This window comes from Aquamicrobium defluvii (assembly GCF_004363725.1).
Taxonomy (GTDB): domain Bacteria; phylum Pseudomonadota; class Alphaproteobacteria; order Rhizobiales; family Rhizobiaceae; genus Mesorhizobium; species Mesorhizobium defluvii.
The window spans coordinates 16,860-42,874 of sequence record NZ_SNZF01000014.1 but is presented as its reverse complement, the minus strand read 5'-3'; the positions used below and the strand labels follow the sequence as shown (position 1 = coordinate 42,874).

At 63.5% G+C, this 26,015-nt stretch carries 25 protein-coding genes; 12 read left to right on the top strand and 13 right to left on the bottom strand.

Annotated features, from left to right (window positions below):
- Position 1 precedes the first annotated feature (1 nt).
- Genes DES43_RS12200 through DES43_RS12190 form a run of 3 tightly spaced genes read right to left on the bottom strand, consistent with a single transcriptional unit; the run spans position 2 to position 4,775 of the window.
- Positions 2-2,854: a DUF4159 domain-containing protein gene (locus DES43_RS12200; RefSeq protein ID WP_035028516.1), complete on the bottom strand. Its 2,853-nt coding sequence runs from the start codon at positions 2,852-2,854 to the stop codon at positions 2-4.
- Entirely contained in the window at positions 2,851-3,771 is a 921-nt protein-coding gene (locus tag DES43_RS12195) for a DUF58 domain-containing protein (RefSeq protein WP_035028346.1), read from the bottom strand. The genes DES43_RS12200 and DES43_RS12195 overlap by 4 nt, the downstream gene beginning before the upstream one ends.
- The gene (locus tag DES43_RS12190) at positions 3,771-4,775 is read right to left on the bottom strand and encodes an AAA family ATPase (RefSeq protein ID WP_035028343.1); all 1,005 of its coding nucleotides are present in this window, start codon (positions 4,773-4,775) and stop codon (positions 3,771-3,773) included. The genes DES43_RS12195 and DES43_RS12190 overlap by 1 nt, the downstream gene beginning before the upstream one ends.
- Before the next feature lie 144 nt (positions 4,776-4,919).
- Between DES43_RS12190 and DES43_RS12185 the strand changes: the two genes are divergently transcribed.
- From DES43_RS12185 to DES43_RS12175, 3 genes are read left to right on the top strand one after another with little or no spacing between them, the layout of a single operon-like run.
- A complete protein-coding gene (locus tag DES43_RS12185; protein WP_035028339.1) occupies positions 4,920-5,549 on the top strand; it encodes a DUF1285 domain-containing protein in 630 nt (209 codons plus the stop codon).
- Positions 5,550-5,554: 5 nt separating this feature from the next.
- On the top strand, positions 5,555-6,184 hold the full coding sequence (locus DES43_RS12180; protein ID WP_035028513.1) for a CoA pyrophosphatase: 630 nt from the start codon (positions 5,555-5,557) through the stop codon (positions 6,182-6,184).
- The gene (locus tag DES43_RS12175; RefSeq protein WP_035028337.1) at positions 6,181-7,455 is read left to right on the top strand and encodes a CCA tRNA nucleotidyltransferase; all 1,275 of its coding nucleotides are present in this window, start codon (positions 6,181-6,183) and stop codon (positions 7,453-7,455) included. The genes DES43_RS12180 and DES43_RS12175 overlap by 4 nt, the downstream gene beginning before the upstream one ends.
- Here DES43_RS12175 and DES43_RS12170 read toward each other — a convergent pair.
- Together DES43_RS12170 and hemF are read right to left on the bottom strand one after the other, a co-directional pair.
- Complete coding sequence (locus DES43_RS12170; RefSeq protein WP_035028335.1) at positions 7,439-7,624, bottom strand: DUF1059 domain-containing protein; 186 nt, start codon at positions 7,622-7,624, stop codon at positions 7,439-7,441. The genes DES43_RS12175 and DES43_RS12170 overlap by 17 nt on opposite strands.
- Before the next feature lie 150 nt (positions 7,625-7,774).
- Complete coding sequence (hemF, locus tag DES43_RS12165; protein WP_035028333.1) at positions 7,775-8,692, bottom strand: oxygen-dependent coproporphyrinogen oxidase; 918 nt, start codon at positions 8,690-8,692, stop codon at positions 7,775-7,777.
- A 97-nt stretch (positions 8,693-8,789) separates the two neighbouring features.
- On the opposite strand from hemF, the gene DES43_RS12160 reads away from it, so the two are divergent.
- A complete protein-coding gene (locus DES43_RS12160) occupies positions 8,790-9,047 on the top strand; it encodes a hypothetical protein (protein ID WP_035028331.1) in 258 nt (85 codons plus the stop codon).
- Between the two features lie 3 nt (positions 9,048-9,050).
- Here the strand turns inward: DES43_RS12160 and DES43_RS12155 are convergent, their stop codons facing one another.
- On the bottom strand, positions 9,051-9,515 hold the full coding sequence (locus DES43_RS12155; protein ID WP_035028328.1) for a tRNA (cytidine(34)-2'-O)-methyltransferase: 465 nt from the start codon (positions 9,513-9,515) through the stop codon (positions 9,051-9,053).
- 446 nt (positions 9,516-9,961) lie between these two features.
- On the opposite strand from DES43_RS12155, the gene DES43_RS12150 reads away from it, so the two are divergent.
- The 6 genes from DES43_RS12150 to DES43_RS12125 all read left to right on the top strand — a co-directional run bounded on the left by DES43_RS12150 (position 9,962) and on the right by DES43_RS12125 (position 17,456).
- Positions 9,962-11,848, top strand: coding sequence for an ABC transporter ATP-binding protein (locus tag DES43_RS12150; protein ID WP_035028325.1), 1,887 nt, complete (start codon positions 9,962-9,964; stop codon positions 11,846-11,848).
- A gap of 58 nt (positions 11,849-11,906) precedes the next feature.
- Positions 11,907-13,787, top strand: a complete 1,881-nt coding sequence (locus DES43_RS12145) for an ABC transporter ATP-binding protein (RefSeq protein ID WP_035028323.1) — start codon at positions 11,907-11,909, stop codon at positions 13,785-13,787.
- A gap of 227 nt (positions 13,788-14,014) precedes the next feature.
- Positions 14,015-14,602 (top strand): ubiquinol-cytochrome c reductase iron-sulfur subunit, encoded by a 588-nt coding sequence (gene petA, locus DES43_RS12140; protein WP_133675444.1) that lies wholly within the window; start codon positions 14,015-14,017, stop codon positions 14,600-14,602.
- Positions 14,603-14,618: 16 nt separating this feature from the next.
- Positions 14,619-15,923 (top strand): cytochrome b, encoded by a 1,305-nt coding sequence (locus tag DES43_RS12135; protein WP_035028319.1) that lies wholly within the window; start codon positions 14,619-14,621, stop codon positions 15,921-15,923.
- A 29-nt stretch (positions 15,924-15,952) separates the two neighbouring features.
- Positions 15,953-16,810 (top strand): cytochrome c1, encoded by an 858-nt coding sequence (locus DES43_RS12130; protein ID WP_035028317.1) that lies wholly within the window; start codon positions 15,953-15,955, stop codon positions 16,808-16,810.
- Between the two features lie 100 nt (positions 16,811-16,910).
- Positions 16,911-17,456 carry an adenine phosphoribosyltransferase gene (locus tag DES43_RS12125; RefSeq protein ID WP_035028315.1) on the top strand — a complete coding sequence of 182 codons (546 nt, stop codon included), beginning with the start codon at positions 16,911-16,913 and terminating at the stop codon, positions 17,454-17,456.
- Positions 17,457-17,652: 196 nt separating this feature from the next.
- On the opposite strand, the gene DES43_RS12120 is transcribed toward DES43_RS12125, so the two are convergent.
- Both DES43_RS12120 and DES43_RS12115 read right to left on the bottom strand, forming a co-directional pair.
- Positions 17,653-18,132: a MaoC family dehydratase gene (locus DES43_RS12120; protein WP_035028313.1), complete on the bottom strand. Its 480-nt coding sequence runs from the start codon at positions 18,130-18,132 to the stop codon at positions 17,653-17,655.
- Complete coding sequence (locus DES43_RS12115; protein WP_035028311.1) at positions 18,129-18,590, bottom strand: MaoC family dehydratase; 462 nt, start codon at positions 18,588-18,590, stop codon at positions 18,129-18,131. The genes DES43_RS12120 and DES43_RS12115 overlap by 4 nt, the downstream gene beginning before the upstream one ends.
- Positions 18,591-18,610: 20 nt before the next feature.
- Here DES43_RS12115 and DES43_RS12110 point away from each other — a divergent pair, with 20 nt between their 5' ends.
- Entirely contained in the window at positions 18,611-19,849 is a 1,239-nt protein-coding gene (locus DES43_RS12110; RefSeq protein WP_245514571.1) for a DMT family transporter, read from the top strand.
- A 19-nt stretch (positions 19,850-19,868) separates the two neighbouring features.
- Here DES43_RS12110 and ychF read toward each other — a convergent pair whose 3' ends face one another.
- The 4 genes from ychF to DES43_RS12090 all read right to left on the bottom strand — a co-directional run bounded on the left by ychF (position 19,869) and on the right by DES43_RS12090 (position 23,856).
- Positions 19,869-20,972 carry a redox-regulated ATPase YchF gene (gene ychF / locus DES43_RS12105; protein WP_035028309.1) on the bottom strand — a complete coding sequence of 368 codons (1,104 nt, stop codon included), beginning with the start codon at positions 20,970-20,972 and terminating at the stop codon, positions 19,869-19,871.
- Between the two features lie 81 nt (positions 20,973-21,053).
- Positions 21,054-21,779 carry an aminoacyl-tRNA hydrolase gene (gene pth, locus DES43_RS12100; RefSeq protein WP_035028307.1) on the bottom strand — a complete coding sequence of 242 codons (726 nt, stop codon included), beginning with the start codon at positions 21,777-21,779 and terminating at the stop codon, positions 21,054-21,056.
- 23 nt (positions 21,780-21,802) lie between these two features.
- Positions 21,803-22,420 (bottom strand): 50S ribosomal protein L25/general stress protein Ctc, encoded by a 618-nt coding sequence (locus DES43_RS12095; RefSeq protein WP_035028294.1) that lies wholly within the window; start codon positions 22,418-22,420, stop codon positions 21,803-21,805.
- A 233-nt stretch (positions 22,421-22,653) separates the two neighbouring features.
- On the bottom strand, positions 22,654-23,856 hold the full coding sequence (locus tag DES43_RS12090; protein ID WP_051520647.1) for an MFS transporter: 1,203 nt from the start codon (positions 23,854-23,856) through the stop codon (positions 22,654-22,656).
- A gap of 144 nt (positions 23,857-24,000) precedes the next feature.
- Between DES43_RS12090 and DES43_RS12085 the strand changes: the two genes are divergently transcribed.
- A complete protein-coding gene (locus tag DES43_RS12085; RefSeq protein WP_166647748.1) occupies positions 24,001-24,870 on the top strand; it encodes an AraC family transcriptional regulator in 870 nt (289 codons plus the stop codon).
- A 152-nt stretch (positions 24,871-25,022) separates the two neighbouring features.
- Here the strand turns inward: DES43_RS12085 and DES43_RS12080 are convergent, their stop codons facing one another.
- Positions 25,023-25,958: a ribose-phosphate pyrophosphokinase gene (locus DES43_RS12080; protein ID WP_035028271.1), complete on the bottom strand. Its 936-nt coding sequence runs from the start codon at positions 25,956-25,958 to the stop codon at positions 25,023-25,025.
- Positions 25,959-26,015: the final 57 nt, after the last annotated feature.

Sequence of the window (26,015 nt, the reverse complement as noted above, 5' to 3'; positions counted from 1 at the left end):
GTCACTGGCCCAGCCGTTCGAGCAGGATCGGCACATGCACCTGATCGGATTTGTAGTTGCCGGTCAGCATGTACATCATGATGTTGACGCCGCCGCGCAGGGCATGGACGCGCTGCATCGGGTCCGGCGGTACGGTGGGCAGCAGCGGCCCACCGTCAGCGTCGATGGCCCATGCCCCGGCGAGATCGTTGGCGGTGATGAGGATCGGCGACACGCCGTCGCCGGTGCGTACCGGGCGGTTGTCGATGTTGGAGGCGTCGAGCGAAGCCTCCACCCACATCGGACTGCCGTTGAAGCGGCCGGGAAACTCGGGAAGCATGTAGAACGACTTGGTCAGCACATGGTCGGCCGGCACCGGCTCCAGGGGCGGCACGTTGAGGTTGCCCAGAATGTCGCGCAGGCGCTGGGTCGCGGGGCTGGTCGCACCCTCACCGAAGCCGCTGGAATATTCGTCGCGCGTGTCGAAGAGAACGGTGCCGCCCTGCCGCATATAGGCGTCGATGCGTGCAATGGCGTCTTCGTCCGGCATCGGCGCTGCGGGGTCGATCGGCCAGTAGATCAGCGGATAGAAAGCAAGTTCGTCCTTGGCGATGTCGACCCCGGCCGGCTCGCCGGGTTCGAGAGCCGTTTTCTCGACGAGAAAGCGACTGAGACCCTGCATGCCCGCGCGGCTGATTGCATCGACGCTGGAGACGCCGGTGATCACATAGGCAAGCCGGGTGGTCGAAATGGCGTCGATGGACATGGCGTCGTCGGGCCTGGCATCGTCGGCGAAGGCATTGCCGGCAAGCAGGACCGGCAGCGCGAAGAGCACGAGCATGGACGCAGCGGCGGCGGCGTTGCGGCCGGAACGCGCCCGGCGTGCCATCGCTCCTCCCATCCAGAACACGGCCAGCGTATCGAGCGCCATCAGCGCCAGCGCGGCGGCGATGAAAGGACCCTTGAGCGGGCTCGATTCGTCGAAAGCATAGTCGATGTCCGTCACGGGGACCTGTGCCTGCGGGCGCCGGATCGGGGTGAGCGTGCTGTCGGACGAGAGCAGGTTGTGGGCGAGCACGCCGGCCTCCGAACCGTAGAGGCCGGGCGGGTTCTCCATCGTCACCGCGTTGCGGGTGGCGGGCGTCAGCGGGCGCGCCTCGGGGGAGGGCGGCACCAGCGCCCCGTCCGCCGCGATCATCCGGTAGGGGGCAAGCGCTGCGGCCATGGTGTCGGCGGTTGTCTCTATGCTGCCCTGGTTGCGCGAAAGCTGCACCACGCGCTGGAGCATTTCCACGAAGCTTCCGGAAATCGGCAGGTTGGACCATGTCGCGGTCGGCGCAATGTGGAAGAGCGCAATGGTGCCCTTGCCACGTTTTGCACCCGTCACCAGAGGCGTGCCGTCGGCAAGGCTCGCCCATGTCCGGTCCACGATATCGGGCGAGGGCTCGGCCAGAACCTGACGGGTCACCGTCACCTCGCGCGGCGGGGTGAGGCCGGCGAAGGGACCGGAGGCCGGGAACTCGGTCACGGGCTGCGGCGTCGTCCACGACAGCGCGCCGCCGAAGCTGCGCTCGCCGCTGCGCAGGCGCACCGGCAGCAGGTCGTCGGTTCCGGTGTCGGGGCCGACCCCAGCCCCGGCCCCGATACCGGCATTGGCCAGACGTGGGCCGGCGAAGCGCACCAGCGTGCCGCCGCCCTCGACCCATTCCGTGAGCTTCAGCCGGGCCTGCTCGGGCATGGTGCCGACGTCGGACATGACGATCATGGCCGGCTTCTGCTCAAGGATCTGCGGAATGGCCTCGGCCAGATCGGGATTGGAGGGTTCGATCAGGTCGGCGAAGGGCGAGAGCGCTCGGCGGATGTAGTAGAGCGGCGACAGCAGCGGCTGGGCCTGATCGGCTTCCGATTGCGAGATGAGGCCGACGCGGCGGCGTTTCGAGCCTTCATCCAGAACCCGCACGGCGCCGGCATGACGCTCGCCGTCGATTGCGATCGAGGCAAAGTCGTTGCGCAGCTCGAATGGCACCGCCATGGTCGCGGTCGCCTCGTTCTCGCCTGTGCCGAATGTCAGCGCGGCGTCGGCGATGCGGCGGCCCTTGTCGTCGAAGGCACCCACCATAAGCCGGGAGGGGGCGGGGTTGCCGGGCGCGCGGATCGCGGTCAGGGAAAAGCCGTCCACCTCATTTTCCGAAGCGGTGAGCGCCACCGGCGCGATGCGTTCGGGCGTGGCCCAGACGAGATTCGCCGCGCCACGTTCCAGCAGCGTCCGGAACGCCTCGTCGTCGCCCGGCGCCTCCAGCCCGTCGCTGAGCACGGCGATGCTTGCGCCGGGCATCGAGCCCAGCGTTTCGGCAACGCGGGCATAGACGGCCTGCCGGTCTGTCGGGATCGGCCGCGGGGCGGTGGCGCGCAGCCGGTCGAGTGCGGCATTGGCATCGAACGGGCCGATGTCGGCATTGGATTTTTCGGCTGTGAAGGCGACGATCACGGGCAGGTCGGAGGCGCCGGCATCTGCGATCAGACGGCGGGCGGTGGCCACGCGTTTGTCCCAGTCGGGTGCGGAGGCCCAGCCATTGTCGATGACCAGCGCCAATGCCTCACCGCCCGTCGTCACCTTTTCGCGCGGGTTCAGCACCGGCTCGGCCAGCGCCATGATGACGAGCGCAGCCATCAGCAGCCGCAGCAGGGTCAGCCACCACGGGCTTTGCTGCGGCGTTTCCTCGCGCTTCAGCACGCGGGCGAGGATTTTCAGCGGCGGGAACAGCTCCGTCTGCGGCTTGGGCGGTGTGAAGCGCAGCAGCCACCAGATCACCGGCAGCGCCAGCAGCCCGAACAGCACAATCGGCGTGCCGAAGGAGAGCGGCAGCCAGCTCATGCCCATTGCCTTCCTGCGCCAAGGCCGCTTGCCGTGGTCAGCGCCGCATGCAGCCGTACCAGCGCCTCCGAGGCCGGCCGGTCGGTATGGTTGACGGTGAAGCTCCAGTCGAGACGCCTGGCATAGGCGGCAAGCTCCTCGCGGCGCGCCACGTAAAGGCGCCGGTAATCGGCCGCCAGCGTCTCGGCGCGTCCGGCGGTGAGCCGGTCGCCGCTTTCGGGATCGGTGAATTCCGTGCGGCCGGAATAGGGGAAGGTTTCCTCCGCCGGATCGGCCACCTCGATGAGGTGCGCGCGCACGCCCTTGCGGGCAAGCACGTCGAGCCATGACAGCGTGTCCTCGACCGGATCGAGGAAATCGCCGATCAGCACGATGTCGCAGAAGCGGCGGATGCCGGAAAGGTCGGGCCGTTCCGGCGGCACCGCCGCGTGCGCCAGATGGGAAGCGATGCGCTCGGCTCCGTTGCGGGTGCTGACCGGATCGAGAAGGCCCGGCCAGCCGATGCGCTCGCCGCTACGCGACAGGAGTTCCGCCGCCGCCAGCGCCAGCACCAGTGCGCGCGACTGCTTGGAGGTGGTGGCGAGCGTCGATTTGTAGAGCATGGAGGCGGACATGTCCGCCCACAGCCACACCGTATGCGCGGCTTCCCATTCGCGGTCGCGGATATAGGTGTGGTCGTCGCGGGCGGAACGCCGCCAGTCGATGCGGCTGACGGATTCGCCATCGACGTAAGGCCGGAACTGCCAGAAATTCTCGCCGATGCCGCGCTTGCGGCGGCCGTGCCAGCCGGAAACCACCGTGTTGGCGATGCGGCGCGCCTCGATCAGCAGGTCGGGCACGAGGGCGGCGCGCTGGCGCGCCCTCGCCAGCGCTTCGCGCGTCTCGGCAGGTGCCTGGAGCTCGCCTATCCTGGGCATCAGAGAGCCTTTGCAAGCCTCGCCACGACGTCGCGCACGCCCATGCCCTCGGCGCGGGCGGCGAAGGTCAGCGCCATGCGGTGCTGGAGAACGGGCTCGGCCAGCGCCTTCACATCGTCGACGGAAGGGGCCAGGCGTCCATCGTAGAGCGCACGGGCGCGGGCGCACAGCGTCAGCGCCTGGCTGGCGCGGGGGCCGGGGCCCCAGGCCACGTCGCGGTCGGTTTCGGCCTCGCCCTGGCCGGGGCGGGCAGAGCGCACCAGCTTCAGGATCGCCTCGACCACGCTTTCTGGCACCGGCATGCGGCGGATGAGGGTCTGGATCTCCTTCAGGCGCTCCGGCCCGACGACATTCGCGGCGCGGGCCTCGGAAGTGCCTGTCGTTTCCAGAAGGATGCGCCGTTCGGCGTCCAGATCGGGATAGAGAATATCGATCTGCATCAGGAAGCGGTCGAGCTGGGCTTCCGGCAGGGGATAGGTGCCTTCCTGCTCAAGCGGGTTCTGCGTGGCCAGCACATGGAATGGCGCGGGCAGGTCGTAGCGCTGGCCGGCCACGGTGACGTGGTATTCCTGCATGGATTGCAGGAGCGCCGACTGCGTGCGCGGCGAGGCGCGGTTGATCTCGTCGGCCATCAGCAATTGCGCGAAGACGGGGCCGGGAATGAAGCGGAAGGAGCGCCGGCCGTTCTCGTCCTGCTCCATCACTTCCGAGCCCAGTATGTCGGAGGGCATCAGGTCCGGCGTGAACTGGATGCGGCGGGAATCGAGGCCGAGCACGACCCCCAGCGTTTCGACAAGCTTGGTCTTGGCGAGGCCCGGCACGCCGACCAGCAACGCATGGCCGCCGGCCAGAAGCGCGACCAGCGTGCGCTCGACCACGCTTTCCTGACCGAAGATCACCTTGCCGACGCCCTCGCGAACCCGGGAAATATCGGCCAGCGCCCGTTCGGCCTGCTCCACCATGTCCTTTTCGCTGATCGGGCTTTCGGTGACGATGACGCTCATGGTGCCTCGATCCTCTGTTTTGGCCCTGCTTGCGGGCAACTGCCTGCCGACGATGCCGTGACTCGCGGCATTGCATAAAGACTTGAAGAGTCTAAATCACAGGCCAAGGCTGACAAGCGCGACAACAGTGACTATTTCGTGACCATGAGAGAAAGCAAGCCAGATCGACAGCCGGGCCTCGCCGCCGCAGCAGATGCGGGGGGGCTGGAGGCGCTGATTGCCCGCGCCGCCAGCACGGGAAAGGGTTTGCCGCCGGTCGAACGGTGGAATCCGGACTTCTGCGGCGATCTCGACATGGAGATCCGCGCCGACGGCACATGGTTCTATCTCGGCACGCCGATCGGACGGCCAGCGCTGGTCCGGCTTTTTTCGACGGTTCTGCGCAAGGACGCGGACGGCCGGACCTATCTGGTGACCCCGGTGGAGAAGGTCGGCATCCGGGTCGCCGATGCGCCCTTCGTGGCTGTCGAGGCGGACGTCTCGCAGCGCGACGGACGGCAGGTCGTGACATTCCGCACCAATGTCGGCGATGTGGTCGAGGCCGGTCCCGGCCATCCCATGCGTTTCTTGGAAGAGGGCGGGACCGGCGGGCTCAAGCCCTATGTGCTGGTGCGGGGGCGGCTGGAGGCGCTGGTGTCGCGGCCGGTCATGTACCAGCTCGTGGAACATGGCGAGGAGATCGAGACGCCACAAGGCACGATGTTCGCACTGCGTTCGAATGGTGAAACCTATCCGATCATGCCGGCAGAACAACTGCGGCAACTGTGCGGGTGAAGGCCATGGCCAATTCTCCATTCTCAGCCGAAGCTTTCCGCCTGAGGGCGCAGAAACAGGTGGAACCTGCGGAAGCGCAGCCGGAATATGGCGATCACCGCTTCAACCCCGGCCACCCACGCCTGACGCTGAACGGGGTGCGGCTGCGGCCCGCCGCCGTGCTGATCCCGGTGGTCGATCATGGGGAGGAAGCAACGGTTCTGCTCACCAAGCGCTCCGAAACGCTGCGCAACCATACAGGACAGGTGGCCTTTCCGGGCGGGCGCATCGACGCCACCGATCCGACGCCGGAATATGCGGCATTGCGCGAGACGCAGGAGGAAATCGGACTGCCCGACACGTTCATCGACGTGGTGGGACGGATGCCGGACTATGTTTCGGGTACCGGTTACCGCATCGCGCCGGTGCTTTCGGTGGTGAAGCCGGGCTTCCATCTCACCCTCAATCCGCACGAGGTGGACACCGCCTTCGAGGTGCCGCTGCGATTCCTCATGGACCCCGCCAATCACCGGCAGGGCAGCCGCATCTGGAACGACACCGAATGGATGTTCTACGAAATGCCCTATGACGGCCAGCACATCTGGGGTGTCACGGCCGGCATCATCCGCACCCTTTATGAAAGGCTTTATAAGTGAGCGAAAAGGCAAGCATTGCCGGACGCGGCGACTGGCTGGCGGACGAAAATCTGCAACGCCTGCTGTCGGTTCTGGGCGCCGATGGCGAGCAGGCGCGGGTTGCGGGCGGTGCGGTGCGCAACGCGTTGCTCGATCAGCCTGTGGCGGATGTCGACATCGCCACGACAAATACGCCCGCCGAGACTATGCGGCGCGCGAAGGACGCGGGTTTCAAGCCCGTTCCGACCGGAATCGACCACGGAACCATAACGGTTGTCGCCGGCGGACGGCCATTCGAGGTGACGACCCTGCGCGCAGACGTGGAGACGGACGGTCGCCACGCCCGCGTCGCCTTCGGGCGCGACTGGAAGGCGGACGCGCAGCGGCGCGACTTCACCATCAACGCGCTCTATGCCGAGGCCGACGGCACGGTGATCGACCTGGTCGGCGGGTTGGCCGACATAGAGGCGCGGCGGTTGCGTTTCATAGGAGATCCGGAAGCGCGCATCCGCGAGGACTATCTGCGCATCCTGCGCTTCTTCCGCTTCTTCGCCTGGTATGGCGGCGGACGGCCGGATGGCGAGGGCCTGAAAGCCTGCGCCCGGCTGAAGGAGGGACTCGACCAGCTTTCGGCCGAGCGAGTCTGGGCGGAACTGAAGAAGCTGCTTTCGGCACCCGATCCGTCGCGCGCCCTGCTGTGGATGCGGCATGCCAGCGTGCTGTCGCGGATCCTGCCCGAAAGCGAGAAATGGGGGATCGACGCGATCCACGCGCTGGTGCGCGCCGAAGCCGACCTCGGCTGGCCGGCCGACGCGATGTTGAGGCTGGAGGCAATCCTGCCGCCGGACGCTGCACGCATGACCGACCTGGCCAGGCGTATGCGCATGTCGCGGGCGGAAGCGGATCGTCTGGAGCGGTGGGCGCTTGCACCTGCGGTTCGGCCTGACATGGCGGAAGGCGAGCTTGCCCGCCAGCTCTATGCCGGCGATTTGCAGGCCATTACGGACCGGCTTCGCCTTGCCCTGTCGGGAGCCCGTGGCCGTGTGGCCGAAGATGACAAGGCGCTGGTCGAGGCTGGCGGATACGCCCGCCAGCTTGCCTTCGTGCAGAATTGGACAAGACCTGAATTTCCGCTGAAGGGGGCTGATCTGAAGGGGCTTGGAGCCGTGCCCGGGCCGGAGCTTGGTGGCCTGCTCAAGCGCCTCGAGCAGGACTGGGTGGCGAGCGGTTTCGCGCTCGGGCGCGACGCGCTGCTGGAGCGCGCCGCCAGCGAAGTCAGGCCGCGTCCCTGACCTTTTCGATGCGCGAGCGGATGGCCTCGATCATCGTTTCGCGAATTGTGGTTTCGCCATGGGTTTCGCGCATATGCTCGACGGCCCGGCGCATGACCTCAGCTTCCTCGTCGGCGCGGGTGTGCCACTCGCAGCCGGGGACGAGCGATCCGCAATGAAATTCCTTCATCGGTTCCTCCTTTCCTGTCTGTCGGGCAACCATAACACATCAGGGCCGGGTTCGATCCCTGCCGTGCTCAAATTTGATCGGCAGCGTCGCGCATATGCCGGGTTGAACATGGGCTCTCACCCGTCCGAATATATGGGAAACCGGCTCTTCTCACGGCCATTTGGCTTCGGGCGGCAGGCTCGACAGGATCGAGTTGACATTGCCTCCCGTCTTCAGGCCAAACGTCGTGCCCCGGTCGTAGAGCAGGTTGAACTCGGCATAGCGGCCACGGCGCACGAGTTGTTCCTCGCGGTCCTGCTCGCTCCAGCCATCGTTGAAGTTCCTGCGCACGATGTGCTGGTAGGCGACGAGGAAGGCGCGGCCGACATCTTGCATGAAGGCGAAATCGGCCTTCCAGCCTCCCTTGTCCTCGCCCGAATGCAGCCAGTCGAAGAAGATGCCGCCGATGCCGCGCGGCTCGTTGCGATGGGGCAGATAAAAATACTCGTCGCACCAGTCCTTGTAGCGCCCGTAGTCGGCCACCCCGGCATGCTTGTCGCAGGCGAACTGCATGGCGCGGTGGAAGGCGACGGTGTCGGGGTCTTCCTGCGTGCGGCGGCGGTCCAGCACCGGCGTTAGATCGGCCCCGCCGCCGAACCATCGCCGGGAGGTGACGACCATGCGGGTGTTCATGTGAACGGTCGGCACGTTGGGGTTCCACGGATGCGCGATCAGCGAAATGCCGCTCGCCCAGAAGCGGGGGTCTTCCTCCGCGCCGGGAATCTGCCTGCGGAACTCGGGCGAGAACTCGCCATGGACCGTCGAGGTATGAACGCCGACCTTCTCGAACAGCCGGCCTTTCATGATCGACATGACGCCGCCGCCGCCGCGACCTTCGTCGCGTTCCCACGGGCTGCGCTCGAAGCGGCCGGGCGTCCATGAGGATTGCGGGCCGGACAGTTCGTCCTCCAGCGCTTCGAAAGCCGCGCAGATGCGGTCGCGCAATTCCTCGAACCAGATCCTTGCCGTCTGCTTCTTTTCTTCGATGTCGGCCGGCAGTCCTGCCGGGATCTCGGGTCGTTGCTGCACTGGCGTCTCCGCTTGCGGACCCCGCGGTCCGTAAAATGACTCGTCTTTTGCGGCCGTGATCCCTAATCTCTGTGGGGCAAGCGTCAAGGAGGCTTTTTTGCGCACGCCCGCAAGACCGCCGCTGGATGGCCTGAAGAAGCGGCTGGAACGCAGCCGGACGGAGCGTGGCGGCAGATCGCGCGACGGCTTTCTCAGGGAGACTTTCGTCCTGTCCCGGCCGGAGGCGCGCGCCAAGGCGCAGGAATGGTTCCGGCGGTGGCCGAAGCAGGCTTACTGGACCGAGATCGAAAGCTGGTTCGAACGTCCCGGCGACATCATCGAGTTCACCATTCGCCGGCTGCCTGCGGCGGACTGATCTTCACTGCAACTGCCTCAGCGCCTCGCCGGCCACCATGGCAGCCGACAGCGCGATGTTGATGCTGCGCGCGCCTTCGACCATGGGAATGAGCAGCCGCGCATCGGCTGCATCATGCACATGGCCGGGAACGCCGGCCGATTCGCGCCCGAACAGGAGAGTGTCGTTCCGCGCGAAGGCGAAGTCAGTATAGCGGGTGGCTGCCCTGGTGGAAAGCAGCACCAGCCGGCTGCCCTCACCGCGCCGCGCTTCCCTGAAGGCGTTCCAGTCGACATGCCGGGTCAGCGCGGCCATTTCCAGATAATCCATGCCGGCGCGCTTCAGCGCCCGGTCGGAGAGATCGAACCCTGCCGGCTCGATTATGTCGACGCCAAGGCCGAGGCAGGCCGCGAGCCGTAAAATGGTGCCGGTATTGCCGGCGATGTCAGGCTGGTAGAGCGCGATGCGCGGACGATTTGCAGGTGGCATATCGGTCGTAGGTTCCGTTGCAGTTCGGCCACAGGCGGCGCCGGCATTGTCCGCTGGCCGGGATGAGGTCTGGCCATGATTTGCGAATGGATATATAGAGGCTCCATTGTCAACTCGAACCGAAGGAGGCGGATATGCATATGCCGATGCACGTTATCATGTACCGTCTCCCGCCAGTCGCCTGACGGCGGCAGTCGGTTCGACGTTCATCTGATCTAACAAGCACGCTCGATTCGATTCCCGCCTGGACCGTTTTTTGGTTTCTCGCTGGAATCCCGACTTGTCCCTTCCATCAGATCTTCAAGCTGCCGTCCCGTTCCTCGCCCGTCCATGGGCGCCCGGCGAGGCGGCTCTATATTCTCCGCAGGCGGCCGTTTTGGTGGCTTCGCTCCCGGCGTGCCGACGCCGGTCTGCGGGCATCGCAATTTGAACGCAAGAGAACGAAGATGTTTCGCTGGTTTGAAAAGAGGCTCGATCCCTTTCCCCTGGAGGAAACGACAGAGCCGCCCAAATCCCTGATTGCCTTCTGCGTGCATTTCACGCGCGGGGCCTGGCCCTATATCGCCATCGACGCGGTGCTGATCGCCGCCATCGCCATCACCGAGGTGTGGATGTTCCAGTTCCTCGGTTCGATCGTCGACTGGCTGTCGGCGCACGACCGCGAGACCTTCCTTCAGACGGAAGGCTGGAAACTGGCCGGCATGGCGTTCGTGGTGCTGGTCCTGTTGCCGGGCACCGTGTGGTTCCAGTCGCTGATCCATACGCAGACACTGATGGGCAATCACCCGATGCGCATCCGCTGGCAGGTGCATCGCTATCTGCTCAGGCAGTCGATGACCTTCTATCAGGACGAGTTCGCCGGCCGCATCGCCACCAAGCTGATGCAGACGGCGCTTGCCGTGCGCGACTGCGTGATCAAGCTGGTCGACGTGCTCAACTACGTCATTGTCTACTTCCTTGGCGTGTTGTTCATCGTCGGCTCCGCCGACTGGCGGCTGGTCACGCCGCTGCTGGTGTGGCTGGCCGGGTATCTGGTCCTGCTGCACTATTTCGTGCCGCGGCTGGGCAAGGTCGGCAAGGAACAGGCCGATGCGCGCTCGCTGATGACCGGTCGCATCGTGGACAGCTACACCAACATCCAGACGGTGAAGCTGTTCTCGCATGCGAGGCGGGAGTCGGGCTATGCGCGCGAAAGCATGGCGCTGTTCCTCGATACGGTCTACCGCTCCATGCGGCTGGTTACGAGCCTCTACGGCGTTCTCTACCTGCTGAACTCCATGCTCCTGGTGGCCGTGGCCGGCCTGTCGATCTGGCTGTGGCTGGGCGAACAGGTGTCCATCGGCGCGGTTGCCGTGGTCATCGGCCTCGTGCTGAGGCTGTGGGGCATGTCGCAGTGGATCATGTGGGAAGTCTCGGCCCTGTTCGAGAATATCGGCACGGTTCAGGACGGCATCGGCTCCATCTCCATGCCGCGTCTGGTGGAAGACAAGCCCGGCGCAAAGGACCTGGTGGTCGACAAGGGCGAGATCCGCTTCGACGACATCGGTTTCCACTACGGCAAGAAGAAGGGCATCATCGAGCACCTGTCGCTGACCGTGAAGCCGGGCGAGAAGGTGGGCATCGTTGGCCGCTCGGGTGCGGGCAAGTCCACGCTGGTCAACCTGCTGCTGCGCTTCTACGATCTCGAGCGCGGGCATATCCTGATCGACGGTCAGGATATCGCCGATGTGACGCAGGATTCGCTGCGCGCCCATATCGGCATGGTCACGCAGGACACCTCGCTTCTGCACCGCTCCGTGCGCGACAACATTCTCTACGGCCGTCCCGATGCGAGCGAGGAGATGGTGATCGAGGCGGCGCGGCGGGCCGAGGCTCTGGACTTCATCGCCGGGCTTTCCGACGCAAAGGGGCGCAAGGGGCTGGATGCCCATGTCGGCGAGCGCGGCGTGAAGCTGTCGGGCGGCCAGAGGCAACGCATCGCCATCGCGCGTGTTATGCTGAAGGACGCACCGATTCTGATCCTCGACGAGGCGACGTCCGCGCTCGACTCCGAGGTCGAATCCGCCATTCAGGAGAACCTCTACAGGCTCATGCAGGGCAAGACCGTCATCGCCATCGCACACCGGCTTTCGACCATCGCGGCGATGGACCGGCTGGTGGTCATGGACAAAGGTCGCGTCATCGAGGAAGGCACCCATGACGAGCTGATCGAAAGGGACGGCCTCTATGCGCAGCTCTGGCAGCGTCAGTCCGGCGGTTTTCTCGTCGATGACGGACAGCATGAGCCGGCTGCCCGCATGAAACTCGAACTTGGAGAAGAGCCGGCCGAATGATCGCCACATGCCCCGCCGAACGGCAATTTTCCAGCGTTGAACCGGCGGGGTGGCTGCGATGATGAAGGCCATCTACAACTGGTTCGAGGGGCGGGTCGATCCGTTCCGGGAGTCTGCGAACCTCAGGCCGCCGGCAACAGTTGGCGGCTTCCTGTGGCACTATGTGGGGCAGGCGAAATTCGCCTTCTTCGCCATGCTGGTCATTGGCGGCGTCGCGCCGCTGGTGGAGGCGGGGCTGTTCTATTTCGTCGGCAGACTGGTCGACATACTCGACCAGCTTTCTTCCGAGCGCAGTTGGACAGCGCTCCGGGATGCCGCAGGCTGGGAACTGGTTTTCATGGTGGCGGTGGTGCTGGTCGGCCGCACCGTCGTGGTCAGCCTTTCGGCCCTTCTGAACGAGCAGACCATCACGCCGGGCTTCTACAATCTGGTTCGCTGGCAGGCGCACCGGCATGTCTCGCGCCAGTCCTATTCCTTCTTCCAGAACGATTTCGCCGGCCGCATCGCCACCAAGGTGTGGCAGGCGGGGCAGGCGACCGGCGATCTGATGGAGAGCTTCATCGAGGTCGTATGGTTCATGATCGTCTATACGGTCACGACGCTGGTGCTTGTTGCCGGCCTCGACTGGCGGCTGGCAGCGCTCATCGTCGCCTGGATCGTCGCCTTCGGCTGGCTGGCACGCTTCTACCTGCCGGAAATCCGCAAGCATGCGGAAGCCACTGCCGAAGCGGGCTCGATGATCAATGGGCGCATCGTCGATTCCTATTCCAATGTACAGACGCTGAAGCTGTTCGCCGCCGATGGTGATGATCGCTACCTGCGCAGCGGTTTCGATCTCTATCTCGGCGCCCTGCGTCCCTTCACGCGCCGCCTGACCGGCGTGCGCATGGCGCTGACGGCGCTCTCGGGCGTCATGATCACGCTGATCGCCTGCTTCTCCATCTACCTGTGGGTCGAGGGGGCCATAACCGTTGGCGCGGTGGCCTTCACGCTGTCGCTGGTGCTGCGCCTCAACATGCTGCTCGGCCGCCTGATGATGCAGCTCAACGGCATCCTGCGGAATCTGGGCGTGCTGGAAAACTCCAAGGAGCTGATCTCGCAGCCGCTCGGGCTGGTCGATGCGCCCGATGCGAAGGAGCTTGTCGTCACCGGCGGCCGCATCGAGGTCAGGGATCTTTCCTTCCACTATGGCAAGGGAGGGGGTGTTCTCGATGGCATAGACCTGACAGTGCAGCCGGGCGAGAAGATCGGTCTGGTCGGCCCGTCGGGCGCGGGCAAGACCACGCTGGTCAATCTCATCCTGCGCCTCTACGACGCCGAGGGCGGTTCGATACGCATCGACGGGCAGGATATAAGGGCGGTCACCCAGAATTCGCTGCGATCCGGTATCGGTGTCGTCAGTCAGGATACGGCCCTGTTTCATCGCTCCCTGCGCGACAACATCCGGCTGGGCGCACCGGATGCAACGGAAGAGGAGGTGGTCGCGGCGGCACGAAAGGCCGAAGCGCATGAGTTCATCGCCACCCTGTGCGACAATCGCGGCCGCAGCGGCTACGATGCGTTCGTCGGCGAGCGCGGCGTCAAGCTCTCCGGGGGGCAGCGCCAGCGCGTGGCAATCGCGCGCGTTTTCCTGAAGGATGCCCCGATTCTCATCCTCGACGAGGCGACTTCGGCACTCGATTCGGATGTCGAAGCGGCTATCCAGGAAAATCTCCACAGGCTGATGGAAGGAAAGACCGTCATTGCCATCGCGCACCGACTGTCGACCATCGCCGCGCTCGACCGTCTCGTCGTGCTCGATCGGGGGCGCATCGTGGAGCAGGGCACGCACGACGAACTGGTGGCGCTGGATGGCCTCTATGCGAGGCTGTGGAAGCGGCAATCCGGCGGTTTCCTGTTCAATGAGGAAAGCCCGCTGGAAGAGACCAGGCCAGCCTGAGCAGCGCTCGCGGATCATATCCTGTACCTGCGCAGCAGGAGCTAAAAGGCGGAAAAAACCGGCATTTTTCACTGCCCGCGACAATCTGCCCATCTTCATGTTGCGGTCTGGACAAGTGATGGCTTCGCGCATAAACCGAAGTCAAAATGCCGGAGGAGTTCGCTAGCCTGTTGCCATGCGTAAAAGGCTGGCGTTTGAGCGGGGAAAGGCTCGATCTTTCGGCAAGGATGAGGCGAAAGGATCAGTCACCCGTGAGCGAAACCGATATCGAAAATCCAGCCCGGCGAGATTTTCTGTACATCGCCACCGGCATGGCCGGCGTTGTTGGTGCCGGTGCTGTGGCCTGGCCGTTCATCGACCAGATGCGCCCCGATGCCTCGACGCGCGCGCTTTCCTCGGTCGAGGTCGACGTTGCGGCTCTGGAGCCGGGCATGTCGCTGACCGTGAAGTGGCGCGGCAAGCCGGTTTTCGTGCGCAACCGCACCGAGCAGGAAATCGAGGCCGCCAGGGCCGTGAAGCTCGAAGAGCTGAAGGACCCGGTCGCCCGCAACGCCAACATCGCTTCCGATGCCCCTGCCAACGACATTGATCGTTCAGCCGGTGAAGGCAAGGAAAACTGGCTGGTCATGGTCGGCGTCTGCACCCATCTGGGCTGCATTCCGCTCGGCCAGCAGGGCGATTTCGGCGGCTGGTTCTGCCCGTGCCACGGGTCGCACTACGACACGGCCGGCCGCATCCGCAAAGGCCCGGCGCCCGAGAACATGACCGTGCCGGTCTTCGAGTTCATTTCCGATACCAAGATCCGCATCGGCTGAGGCAGGGGACAATTCGATGAGCGAGGGACACTCCACCTATACGCCGACGACCGGCCTTGGCCGCTGGTTCGATGCGCGCATGCCGCTGCCGCGGCTGGTCTACGACAGCTTCATTGCCTATCCGGTTCCGCGTAACCTCAACTACATGTGGACCTTCGGCGGCATCCTGTCGATCATGCTGGTCTCGCAGATCGTTACCGGTATCGTTCTGGCCATGCATTACGCGTCCGACACGGGCATCGCGTTCAGCTCGGTCGAGAAGATCATGCGCGACGTGAACTCCGGCTGGCTTCTGCGCTACATGCACGCCAACGGCGCGTCGTTCTTCTTCATCGCCGTCTATCTCCACATCATGCGCGGGCTCTATTACGGCTCCTACAAGGCGCCGCGCGAGCTGCTGTGGATTCTCGGCTGCATCATCTACCTGCTGATGATGGCGACGGGCTTCATGGGCTACGTTCTGCCATGGGGTCAGATGTCCTTCTGGGGCGCGACCGTCATCACCGGCTTCTTCACCGCCATCCCGGTGGTCGGCAACTGGATCCAGGAATTGCTGCTCGGCGGCTTCGCCGTCGACAATCCGACGCTGAACCGCTTCTTCGCGCTGCACTATCTGCTGCCGTTCATGATTGCCGGCGTGGTCGTGCTGCACGTCTGGGCCCTGCATGTCACCGGCCAGAACAACCCGACCGGCATCGAGGTGAAGTCGAAGACCGACACGGTCGCCTTCACGCCCTATGCGACCATCAAGGACGCGCTGGGCATGATCGTGTTCCTGATCTTCTTCGCCTACTTCATCTTCTACATGCCGAACTATCTCGGCCACCCGGACAACTACATCCAGGCTGATCCGCTGAAGACGCCGGCCCACATCGTTCCGGAATGGTACTTCCTGCCGTTCTACGCGATCCTGCGCGCCATCACCTTCAACATCGGCCCGATCGACTCCAAGCTGGGCGGCGTTCTGGCCATGTTCGGCGCCATCGCGGTGCTGTTCGTGGTGCCGTGGCTCGACACGTCGAAGGTGCGTTCGGCGGTCTACCGTCCGTGGTACAGGCTGTTCTTCTGGATATTCCTTGTCGACTGCATCTTCCTCGGCTGGCTGGGATCGCGTCCGGCGGAAGGCTCCTACGTCATCATGGCACAGATCGCGACCCTCTATTATTTCGCGTTCTTCATCGTGATCATGCCGGTTCTGGGTCTGATCGAGACGCCAAGGCGTCTGCCCAACTCGATCACCGAGGCGGTGCTGGAAAAGAACAAAGCCGGTGGTGCCGTTCATCCCGAGGGCGCTGCCGCGTCTCCGGAAATCCGAGGCTGAGCGAAGAGTCTTTCGAGAGGAATTTGGGTATGAAGAAGATTCTCGCTTCTCTGGCAGCCATAGGCTTCGTGATGGCCGCGGGTGCAGCCATCGCACAGGACGACGAGCACAGTGCCGCCGAGCCGACGCATTTCCCCATCCACAAGCCCAAGCAGGTGGAGTGGAGCTTTGCGGGTCCGTTCGGCACCTACGACAAGGCGCAGCTCCAGCGTGGCCTCAAGGTCTACAAGGAAGTCTGCTCCGCGTGTCACTCCATGGATCTGGTTGCGTTCCGTACACTTGAGGATCTCGGCTATTCGGAAGCGCAGGTTAAGGCATTCGCTGCCGAATATACCATCGAGGATGGTCCGAACGACGATGGCGACATGTTCGAGCGCCCGGGCCTGCCGTCCGACTATTTCACGCCGCCTTTCCCGAACATGCAGGCGGCCGCGGCCTCCAATGGCGGAGCGGCTCCGCCGGACTTCTCGCTGATCGCGAAGGCGCGTGGTGTCGAGCGCGGCTTCCCGACCTTCATTTTCGACATCTTCACGCAATATGCCGAAAACGGTCCGGACTACATCTATTCGCTGCTGACCGGCTACGATGAGGAGCCGCCGGCAGGTATGGAGATCGCCGAAGGCACGCACTACAACCCGTACTTCATCGGCGGCAAGTCGCTGGCCATGGCTCCACCGCTGTCCGACGATCAGGTGACCTACGATGACGGCGCACCGCAGACCGTCGACCAATATGCGCGCGACGTGTCCGCATTCCTGATGTGGGCTGCGGAGCCGCATCTGGAGGACCGCAAGAAGACCGGCTTTCGGGTGATGGTCTTCCTGATCCTGTTCGCGGGCCTCATGTATGCCACCAAGCGCAGGGTGTGGGCCAACGTTCCCCACTGAGCCGTTCGTTCGGTGATCAAAAAAAGGAAAGGGCGCTGCTTGGCGCCCTTTCCTTTTGCTCCCAACCCCCGCAACATCAGCGCGAAACCGGAATCTGTTCATGACGTCTTCGACCGCCGAAAAACTTATCTCCGCAATCCGCACCATTCCGGACTATCCGAAGCCGGGTGTCCAGTTTCGCGACATAACCACGCTTCTGGGCAACGCCAATGCCTTCGCTACAGCCGTGGAGGGGCTGGCACAGCCGTTCATCGGCACCGGCATCGACAAGATCGCAGGGATAGAGGCGCGTGGCTTCATTCTTGGAGGGGCGGTCGCACACCGGCTCTGCGCCGGCTTCGTGCCGATCCGCAAGAAAGGCAAGCTGCCGCATGACATCGTACGGGTCGCGTACAGTCTCGAATACGGGCTCGACGAGATGGAGATGCACCGTGATGGTGTCAAACCCGGCGAGAAGGTGATCCTGATCGATGATCTGATTGCCACAGGCGGAACGGCCGAAGCCGCGGTGAAGCTGCTCGGCCAGATCGGCGCGGATATAGTGGCTGCCTGCTTCGTCATCGATTTGCCGGACCTTGGCGGCCGCAGCAAGCTGGAGGCGCTGGGCGTGCCTGTCCGCACGCTCATTGCGTTCGAAGGCGAGTAACACCACAATCGGCGGTCGGGTTCAGCGCTGCAGAAGCATGGGTTCGGTGCTTGCATGCCCGGGGCTGAAGCACTGCCGTTAGATCATTTCATCGTTTCACGGAATCGATGAAATGATCTAACTGTTTGTTTATACTGCATTTATGCGACGCCAAATGTTTCCATTTGGCTGCAAAATGCTCTAGCTGCGCTTTGCCTCATGCAGGCTCGTTTCCGACCTTCACAAGGAGGGCGTTTTCGAACTCCAGCACCTTGCCGCCCTTGTCGTCGAAAGCTTCGCCCCGCACGTCGAGCAGTATCCAGCCCGGCCGCGACGCGAGCGGCCGGTGCCCCAGATCGGTGCGGGAAAAGGTGATGGTCTGTCCGGCATAGACGGGTCTGAGCCATTTCAGATCGCGCAAGCCGGGCGAGGGGCCAAATTCCGGCGCAGGTCCCTCACCTTTCCAGTTCGCGACAGCGGCCTCCCGATCGAGGGCGTTGAAACGCATCCACATGGATGCGGTATGCCAGCCCGAGGCACACAGTCCGCCCAGCACGCTGTTGCGCGCGGCCTCTTCGTCCATGTGGAAGGGTTGCGGATCGAACTTTGCCGCAAACGCCTTGATCTCCTGCGCCTGAAACGTGTGAGCGCCCAGTGTCCGGCTCACACCGATGCTGAAGAATTCATTCAGGCTCATCGGGCGGCCTCCCGGCTCAGAAACATGCCTGTGTTCTGCAACTCGAACACGCTTTCACCGCGCTGGTTGACCATCTCCGCACGCATGGTGACAAATCCGAGGCCGGGACGGGAGGACGAAAGCCGCTTGCCCAGTATTCTGGAACGGGCGGTCAAGGTGTCGCCGGCAAGCACCGGCTTCTTCCATTTGACCTGATCGATACCTGGCGAGCCCTGTGATGTGGAGTCGAGCAGGAAGGCATCGCACATCAGGCGCATGAAGATGCAGCATGTGTGCCAGCCGGAGGCCGCCAGCCCGCCGAGAACGCTCGCCTTGCCGGCTTCCTCGTCGAGATGCATGGGTTGGGGGTCGAATTCCGATGCGAACTCGATGATTTCTTCGGCCGTCACCAGTTTCGAGCCGAGATCGAGCAATGCATCGACTTCGAAATCCTCATAGGCCCACTTCTTCCCAGCCATTCATGGAATCCCGTTCAATCTTGTACGATCACCATGAATGCTGCCGATGCTTTTCGCAAGCCGGTTTCAACGGCGTTATCGGAGTGCAGGCTATCTGGTGTCCAATGCAGATGGAAACTCGAAATTCCTCTGGGCAAGAGGTTTTTGCGATCGGGTGCCGGATGCGAATGGTGACCGCCACAGGTCCAATTGCACCGAACCGGATGGGGCAAGCCTCGATTTCGCGGATATCGCCAAAGGCCGCATTGTGTTTGGCCGATCGGCTCACTAAAGGAACTGCCATGGCAGGTCTGCTGCTTCCAGCAAGGATCGATACAGCGATGTCAGTTTCGGCCGATAATTCACCTGCGGCGGCCGGTACAATGTGGCCGGCGCTCATTGCCCTCGTCGCCGGCGCTCTCGCAATGGCGATATCACCGATTCTGGTGCGGCTTTCCGATGTCGGTCCCTTTGCAAGCGCTTTCTACCGCGTGTTCCTGGCGTTGCCGTTTCTTTTTGCGTGGATGCGGATCGAACAGCGGCACGGCAAATCGGCTGTGCCGAAAAAGCGGTTCTCGCCGGCAGTGATCGCGACCGGCCTCGCGTTCGCGGGCGACCTGTTTTTCTGGCATCTGGCCATTCTTAACACAACCATTGCCAACTCCACCTTCTTCGCCACCACCGCACCGATCTGGGTCGGTCTGCTTGGATGGATCGTCCTCGGCCGCCGCGTCACCTCGGCGACGGCCGTGGGCCTTGTCTTCTGTCTTGCCGGCGGCGGGGCGCTGGTCTGGCGATCTTTCGAATTGTCACCCGACCATCTGCTCGGTGATTTCTACGGCGCGCTCACGGGCCTGTTCTTCGGCATCTACTTCCTTACGGTGGAGAGGGCGAGGGAAACGGAGGGCGCCGCATGGATCACTTTCCATATGAGCGTGATCACCGCGGCCCTGCTCGCCCTGGCGGCAGCGGGCGCCTGGATATTCTATGGCCAGCAGATGTTTCCGTCGGATGCCACAGGCTGGCTGGTTCTGGTGTGTCTCGCGGCGATCAGCCATGTGGGAGGCCAGGGGCTGCTTTCCTATGCCCTCGGAACGCTGCCTTCGATGTTCTCATCACTGGTGATCTTCATGGAGGCGCTGGTGGCCTCGGCGCTCGCATGGCTCATTCTTGGGGAAGCCATCACGCCACTCCAGGGGCTGGGCGGCCTTGCCATCCTCTTCGGCATCTGGCTGGCAAGACCGCAGGCGGGTGCCCGCAAGAACGGCAAGACAAAGTAAGCGGTGCCGGCGGGCCCGGTCAGGTGTTGAACTTGAACATCATCACGTCGCCATCCTGAACGACATATTCCTTGCCTTCGTCGCGGGCTTTGCCTGCTTCCTTGGCAGCGACCTCGCCGCCGAGCGTCACGAAGTCGTCATAGGCGATGGTCTGGGCGCGGATGAAGCCGCGCTCGAAATCGGTGTGGATGACGCCGGCGGCCTGCGGGGCCCTTGTGCCACGCTCGATGGTCCAGGCGCGCGTTTCCTTCGGGCCGGCGGTGAAATAGGTGATGAGGTGCAGAAGCTCGTAGCCGGCCCGGATCAGGCGGTCGAGGCCCGGTTCCTCAAGACCCATGGATGACAGGAATTCCTGCGCCTCCTCATCGGGAAGCTGGGCCACCTCGGCTTCGATCGCGGCGGAAATGATCACCACGCGGGCGCCTTGCGCCTCAGCCATCTTTTCCACGGCTCTGGTGTGTTCGTTGCCGTCGGCTGCATCGCCTTCTGCGACGTTGCAGACATAGAGGACGGGGTGCGAGGTGAGCAGATTGAGGCCCCTGAGGATGCGCAGGTCCTCGGCCGCAATGCCGTCGAGCAGCACGCGGGTGGGCTTGCCGTCCTTCAGCAGCTCCAGCGCCTGCTCCATCATCGGCAGGACGGTGATGGATTCCTTGTCCTTGCCGGTGGCGCGTTTGCGGGTCTGCGCGATACGCCGTTCGAGGCTTTCCAGGTCGGCCAGCATCAGCTCGGTCTCGACCGTCTCTGCATCGGCAACCGGGTCGATGCGGCCCTCGACATGGGTGATGTCGTCATCCTCGAAGCAACGCAGCACATGCACGATGGCGTCGACCTCGCGGATATTGGCGAGGAACTGATTGCCCAGCCCTTCGCCTTTGGAGGCACCGCGCACCAGACCGGCGATATCGACGAAAGAGATGCGGGTCGGGATGATTTCCTTCGATCCCGCCGCCGCCGCGATCTTCTTCAGGCGGGGGTCGGGAACCGCCACCTCGCCGGTATTGGGTTCGATCGTGCAGAACGGATAGTTGGCTGCCTGAGCGGCAGCGGTCTTCGTCAGCGCGTTGAAGAGCGTCGACTTGCCGACATTGGGCAGGCCGACGATGCCGCATTTGAAACCCATGATTTACTGATCCTGTCCTGCTGGGGAAGTATTCCCGGCTATGGTCGATACGGCGGCCGCTCGTCAAGGCTGCGCAAGCTGTTACTTGCCGAGCAACTTCCTGAGCATGGCGGCCATCGGCCCGTCTTCCGGGATCTTGACGTTCGATGTCTGCTGACGGGCCTGCCTTATGTGGCTTTGTGCCTTGGGAGCAGCGGTCTTCGGCGGAGGTGTATCATGCTCGCCGGTCGGCTGGAGCCTGTCGCGCAGCGCAAGCGTGATCCGGTTCATGAACGAGTTGTCGTCACCTTTGGCGATCAGGCCGGCATTGTCACCGATTGCATCGATCAGCACGTCCAGCCATTCACGCTCGCTTTTGGAGAAGTCTCCAAGCACATGGCCATGCACCATCTCCCTGACGCCGGGATGGCCGACACCGATGCGCACACGGCGGTAGTTCCTGCCGATGTGCTGGTCGAGCGAGCGGATGCCGTTGTGTCCGCCTGCACCGCCGCCCGTCTTCACCCGCACCTTGCCGGGTTCGAGGTCGATTTCGTCATAGAAAACGGTGACCGCGGATGGATCGAGCTTGTAGAAGCGGATCGCTTCGCCGACCGACTGGCCGGAGAGATTCATGAAGGTCTGCGGCTTCACCAGCAGAACCTTCTCGCCTTCGAGCTTTCCTTCCGCGATCTCGGCCTGGAACTTGCGCGTCCAGGGCGAAAAGGAATGGCGGCGGGCAATCGCGTCCGCCGCCATGAAGCCGATATTGTGCCGGTTGTTCGCGTATTTCGCGCCCGGATTGCCGAGGCCCACAAAGAGCAGCATCGTCAGCCTCCGGGCGTTGAGATCTACTTCTCTTCGCCGGCAGCAGCCTCGTCGCCATCGGCGTCGGACTTGGCAGCGGCGGAACCGGCAATGGTCGCCACGGTGAAGTCGCGGTCGGCGATGACCGGCGTGATGCCTTCCGGAACCGGGATCCTGGAGATGTGGATCACATCGCCGATCTCGGTGCCGTCCAGATCGACAATGATCGAATCCGGAATCTTGTCGGCCGGGCAAACGAATTCGACTTCGTGACGGACGACGTTGAGCACGCCACCGCGCTTGAGGCCCGGCGACTTCTCTTCGTTGATGAAGTGCACCGGAATGTTGACGGTCACCTCGGTCTTGGCGCTGACGCGCAGGAAGTCGACATGCAGCGGGAAGTCGCGAACGGCGTCGAGCTGGTAGTCCTTCGGCAGAACGCGGATTTTCTTGCCGTCCACGTCGATGGTGGCAACGGTGGTCATGAAGCTGCCGCCGTGGATCTTGTAGAAGATGTCCTTGTAGGACACGACAATGGCCAGGGGAGGCTGCTTGTCGCCGTAGATGACTGCGGGAATCTTGCCTTCACGGCGAATGGCACGGGCGGACCCCTTACCGACCCTATCGCGCGTTTCGGCCTTGAGCTCGTAGCTGGTGCTCATGGCATTTCCTTTCATAGTGTGCGGAGCGTCTGCGGCGAAATGTTCCGGGCGCAAACGTGGAAGACACCATTCCCGAAATGCGGCACGCCTGCGGTGCAGGTGGCGACGGTACGGGAAGACGGGCTTCGACCGCGTTGCCTCCAAGGGTGTCTACGCGGCTGGCGGCTCTATAACGGAAGCGACATTCTTGTGCAAGGCCGCGGGCGAAAACGCCGCGGCCTCGCTTGCCGGTTTCAGGCCCGCATCGCCCGCGCCTGCTTCATGTTGGGCAGGAACACGGTCAGAAGCCCGAGCAGGGGCAGGTAAGAGCAGAGACGGTAGACATATTCGATGCCCCTGGCATCCGCGACCACGCCAAGAAGGGCCGCGGCAATGCCGCCCATGCCGAAGGCGAAGCCGAAGAAGATGCCGGCGATCATGCCGACCCGTCCGGGTACAAGCTCCTGCGCGAATACGACGATGTTGGAAAAGGCAGACGACATGATCAGGCCGATGATGATGGTGAGCACGATCGTCCACTCGTAATTCGCATAGGGCAAAGCCAGCGTGAAGGGGATGACGCCGACGATGGAGAACCAGATCATCGCCTTCTGGCCGAAGCGGTCGCCGAAGGGACCGCCCAGCAGAATGCCGAGCGCGCAGGCGCCGAGGAAGGCGAAAAGCAGGATTTGCGACATCTGCACGGACACGCCGAACTTCTCGATGACATAGAAGGTGTAGTAGCTGGAAAGGCCGGCCATGTAGGCGTTTTTCGACAGCACCAGAATGGTGAGGACGACGAGCGCCCAGGCGACTCGCCTGCGCGGCAGAGTCAAAACGGGCGCAGCGGATTTCGCGCTTGTCGCGATCCTCTCCTGAAACCGCTTGTACCAGTTGCCAACCTGGTAGAGCACGACGATGCCGAGCAGCGAACCGACCGCAAACCAGGCAACGCTCGTCTGCCCATATGGAACGACGATGAAGGCTGCCAGAAGCGGGCCGATGGCCTGGCCGGCATTGCCGCCGACCTGAAACAGCGATTGCGCCATTCCGTGCCGTCCGCCCGAGGCGAGACGCGCAATGCGGGAGGCTTCGGGGTGAAAAATGGATGAGCCGATGCCGATCAGGGAAGCTCCGATGAGCAATATCCAGTAGTGGCCGGCATATGCCACCACGATCAGGCCGATCAGCGAGGCGGTCATGCCTACAGGGAGCGAGAACGGCATCGGCTTCCTGTCGGTGATCATGCCGACCACAGGCTGCAACAGCGAGGCCGTGAGCTGGAAGGTGAAAGTCAGCAGTCCGATCTGCCAGAAATCGAGACCATAGTTGTCCTTCAGCAGCGGATAGATCGCCGACAGCAGCGACTGCATGATGTCGTTGATGCCATGGCAAAGGCTGACCGCCAGAATCACGGTGAAAGCCGTGCCGGTGGCGGAGGCACTTTGGGCGGGCATGGCGGTATCGGTCACTTCAGCAGGCTCCCTGAATGCGGGCAACATATGATAAATCCGGGCTTATAGTCCGGTTGCAAAGCGTTTTCTTTCGTGGTTTGGTCCATTACTTTCGCAAGTGGGCCAATTCCAATGGCGGGCAGATACATGGTTTCGGCCGACCAGGGCGCCGATCTCTTCGAAATGCATTTCCGGCGGCTGAAATGGCTGGAGCAGGCAAGCGACCAGATCCTTGCCTTGCCGTGCGATTATCCAGACGGGCACCGGGTGCCCGATCACGAGCACAGCCGCGCCCAGTTGCTGCATGCGATTCACGGCGTGGTTCTGATCAAGACCCGTTTCGGGCGGTGGATCGTGCCGCCCGACCACGCCATGTGGATACCCGCGGGCATCATCCACTCGGTGGAGATGCTGGGCGACGTCAGCATGCGCTCGGTCTATGTGGTTCCCGAATCGATCGAAGGATTGCCAGCCCGGCTGCACGTCGTCGCGGTCAGCGATCTCATGCGCAGCCTGATCGTCGAGGCGGTGAAGCTTCCTGTCAAGGCCGTGCCGTCGGAACGTGCATTGCTGGTCCTGAACCTCATACTTCACGAAATTCCACGCCTGCCGGAGCGTCCGCTCGGCCTGCCGTTTCCCTCGGATGCGCGCATTGCTTCGCTTTGCCGGCGATTTCTCGCCGAACCTTCACCGCATACGACGATCGATGACTGGGCAGCATGGCTCGGCATGAGCCGGCGTTCGTTCACGCGCACCTTCCAGCGCGAGACGGGCCTTTCACTTTCGACATGGCGCCAGCAGGCGCTGCTTTTTGCGGCACTGCCGAGGCTGGCCGATGGCGAGCCGGTCACCAGCGTCGCCCTCGATCTCGGCTATGACAGCGTGCCGGCCTTCACCACCATGTTCAGGCGCATGCTCGGTGCATCGCCGCGCAGCTATCTGCGCCGGTCAGGCGAAGGTGAGCGGCCGCCCCGTCAGACGGAAGGCGGGTTGCTGTCAACTTCTCCGCTTCCCTGAAGAGGATGCGGTTGCGTCTCGTTCGATGAAGATGCCGAGGACAGTGCCCCCGACAGCGAAATGGAGGACAAGGTCATCGCAGCCAGCCGCTGCCGGGTTCCGTCGGAAGCGGCATCGGTGGGCTTTCCGACCCGGAAGTTCCGACAGGGAGTTCAGTCGAACAGGCTGGAGACCGACTGCTCGGAGGCTGTGCGCGATATCGCTTCGCCAAGGAGATCGGCGATGGTGATGGTGCGGATGTTGTGCGCGTCGAGCGCAGCCTGCGTGGGTTCGATGGAATCGGTGATCACCAGTTCCTGCAACTTCGAGCCCGCTATGCGCGCCGCAGCACCGCCGGAAAGCACGCCATGGGTGATATAGGCGGTGACGCTGGTGGCGCCCTTTTCAAGCAGGGCATCGGCAGCGTTGCAGAGCGTGCCGCCGGAATCGACGATGTCGTCGATCAGCAGGCAATCCTTGCCGCGCACGTCGCCGATGACGTTCATGACTTCCGACTCTCCGGGGCGCTCGCGGCGCTTGTCGACGATGGCAAGCTGGGCATCGAGGCGTTTGGCGAGCGCACGGGCGCGCACCACGCCGCCGGTATCCGGAGACACCACCATGACGTTGTTGAGCTGCTTGTACTTGGCCTTCACGTCACGTGCCATCACCGGAACCGAAAACAGATTGTCGGTGGGGATGTCGAAAAAGCCCTGGATCTGGCCGGCGTGCAGGTCGAGCGTCAGCACGCGCGACGCGCCGGCGCGGGTGATCATGTTGGCGACCAGCTTGGCCGAGATCGGCGTGCGGCCCGAAGCCCGGCGATCCTGGCGTGCGTAGCCGAAATAGGGGATGACCGCCGTAATGCGGCGCGCCGAGGAACGCATGAAGGCGTCGATCATGATGAGCAGTTCCATCAGGTGATCGTTGGTGGGATAGGAGGTGGACTGGAGGACGAAGACATCCTCGCCGCGCACGTTTTCCTGAATCTCGACGAAGATTTCCTGATCGGCGAAGCGGCGGACGCTGGCCTTGCCCAGGGGGATGTTGAGATAGCGGGCGACCGCCTCGGCAAGCACCTTGTTGGAATTGCCCGCGAAAAGTTTCATGTCTTGTCCCCGGAGAGAAATTTAGGGGGTTTTTAGCCGCCTTGATCGGTATTGCAA

What these genes read in the sequence shown, in the direction of transcription:
- DES43_RS12200 (WP_035028516.1), bottom strand. Translation starts at nt 2,854, where the DNA reads ATGAGCTGGCTGCCGCTCTCCTTCGGCACGCCGATTGTGCTGTTCGGG.
- DES43_RS12195 (WP_035028346.1), bottom strand. Translation starts at nt 3,771, where the DNA reads ATGCCCAGGATAGGCGAGCTCCAGGCACCTGCCGAGACGCGCGAAGCG.
- DES43_RS12190 (WP_035028343.1), bottom strand. Translation starts at nt 4,775, where the DNA reads ATGAGCGTCATCGTCACCGAAAGCCCGATCAGCGAAAAGGACATGGTG.
- DES43_RS12185 (WP_035028339.1), top strand. Translation starts at nt 4,920, where the DNA reads ATGAGAGAAAGCAAGCCAGATCGACAGCCGGGCCTCGCCGCCGCAGCA.
- DES43_RS12180 (WP_035028513.1), top strand. Translation starts at nt 5,555, where the DNA reads ATGGCCAATTCTCCATTCTCAGCCGAAGCTTTCCGCCTGAGGGCGCAG.
- DES43_RS12170 (WP_035028335.1), bottom strand. Translation starts at nt 7,624, where the DNA reads ATGAAGGAATTTCATTGCGGATCGCTCGTCCCCGGCTGCGAGTGGCAC.
- DES43_RS12155 (WP_035028328.1), bottom strand. Translation starts at nt 9,515, where the DNA reads ATGCCACCTGCAAATCGTCCGCGCATCGCGCTCTACCAGCCTGACATC.
- DES43_RS12150 (WP_035028325.1), top strand. Translation starts at nt 9,962, where the DNA reads ATGTTTCGCTGGTTTGAAAAGAGGCTCGATCCCTTTCCCCTGGAGGAA.
- DES43_RS12145 (WP_035028323.1), top strand. Translation starts at nt 11,907, where the DNA reads ATGATGAAGGCCATCTACAACTGGTTCGAGGGGCGGGTCGATCCGTTC.
- petA (WP_133675444.1), top strand. Translation starts at nt 14,015, where the DNA reads ATGAGGCGAAAGGATCAGTCACCCGTGAGCGAAACCGATATCGAAAAT.
- DES43_RS12135 (WP_035028319.1), top strand. Translation starts at nt 14,619, where the DNA reads ATGAGCGAGGGACACTCCACCTATACGCCGACGACCGGCCTTGGCCGC.
- DES43_RS12130 (WP_035028317.1), top strand. Translation starts at nt 15,953, where the DNA reads ATGAAGAAGATTCTCGCTTCTCTGGCAGCCATAGGCTTCGTGATGGCC.
- DES43_RS12125 (WP_035028315.1), top strand. Translation starts at nt 16,911, where the DNA reads ATGACGTCTTCGACCGCCGAAAAACTTATCTCCGCAATCCGCACCATT.
- DES43_RS12120 (WP_035028313.1), bottom strand. Translation starts at nt 18,132, where the DNA reads ATGAGCCTGAATGAATTCTTCAGCATCGGTGTGAGCCGGACACTGGGC.
- DES43_RS12115 (WP_035028311.1), bottom strand. Translation starts at nt 18,590, where the DNA reads ATGGCTGGGAAGAAGTGGGCCTATGAGGATTTCGAAGTCGATGCATTG.
- ychF (WP_035028309.1), bottom strand. Translation starts at nt 20,972, where the DNA reads ATGGGTTTCAAATGCGGCATCGTCGGCCTGCCCAATGTCGGCAAGTCG.
- pth (WP_035028307.1), bottom strand. Translation starts at nt 21,779, where the DNA reads ATGCTGCTCTTTGTGGGCCTCGGCAATCCGGGCGCGAAATACGCGAAC.
- DES43_RS12095 (WP_035028294.1), bottom strand. Translation starts at nt 22,420, where the DNA reads ATGAGCACCAGCTACGAGCTCAAGGCCGAAACGCGCGATAGGGTCGGT.
- DES43_RS12090 (WP_051520647.1), bottom strand. Translation starts at nt 23,856, where the DNA reads ATGCCCGCCCAAAGTGCCTCCGCCACCGGCACGGCTTTCACCGTGATT.
- DES43_RS12085 (WP_166647748.1), top strand. Translation starts at nt 24,001, where the DNA reads ATGGTTTCGGCCGACCAGGGCGCCGATCTCTTCGAAATGCATTTCCGG.
- DES43_RS12080 (WP_035028271.1), bottom strand. Translation starts at nt 25,958, where the DNA reads ATGAAACTTTTCGCGGGCAATTCCAACAAGGTGCTTGCCGAGGCGGTC.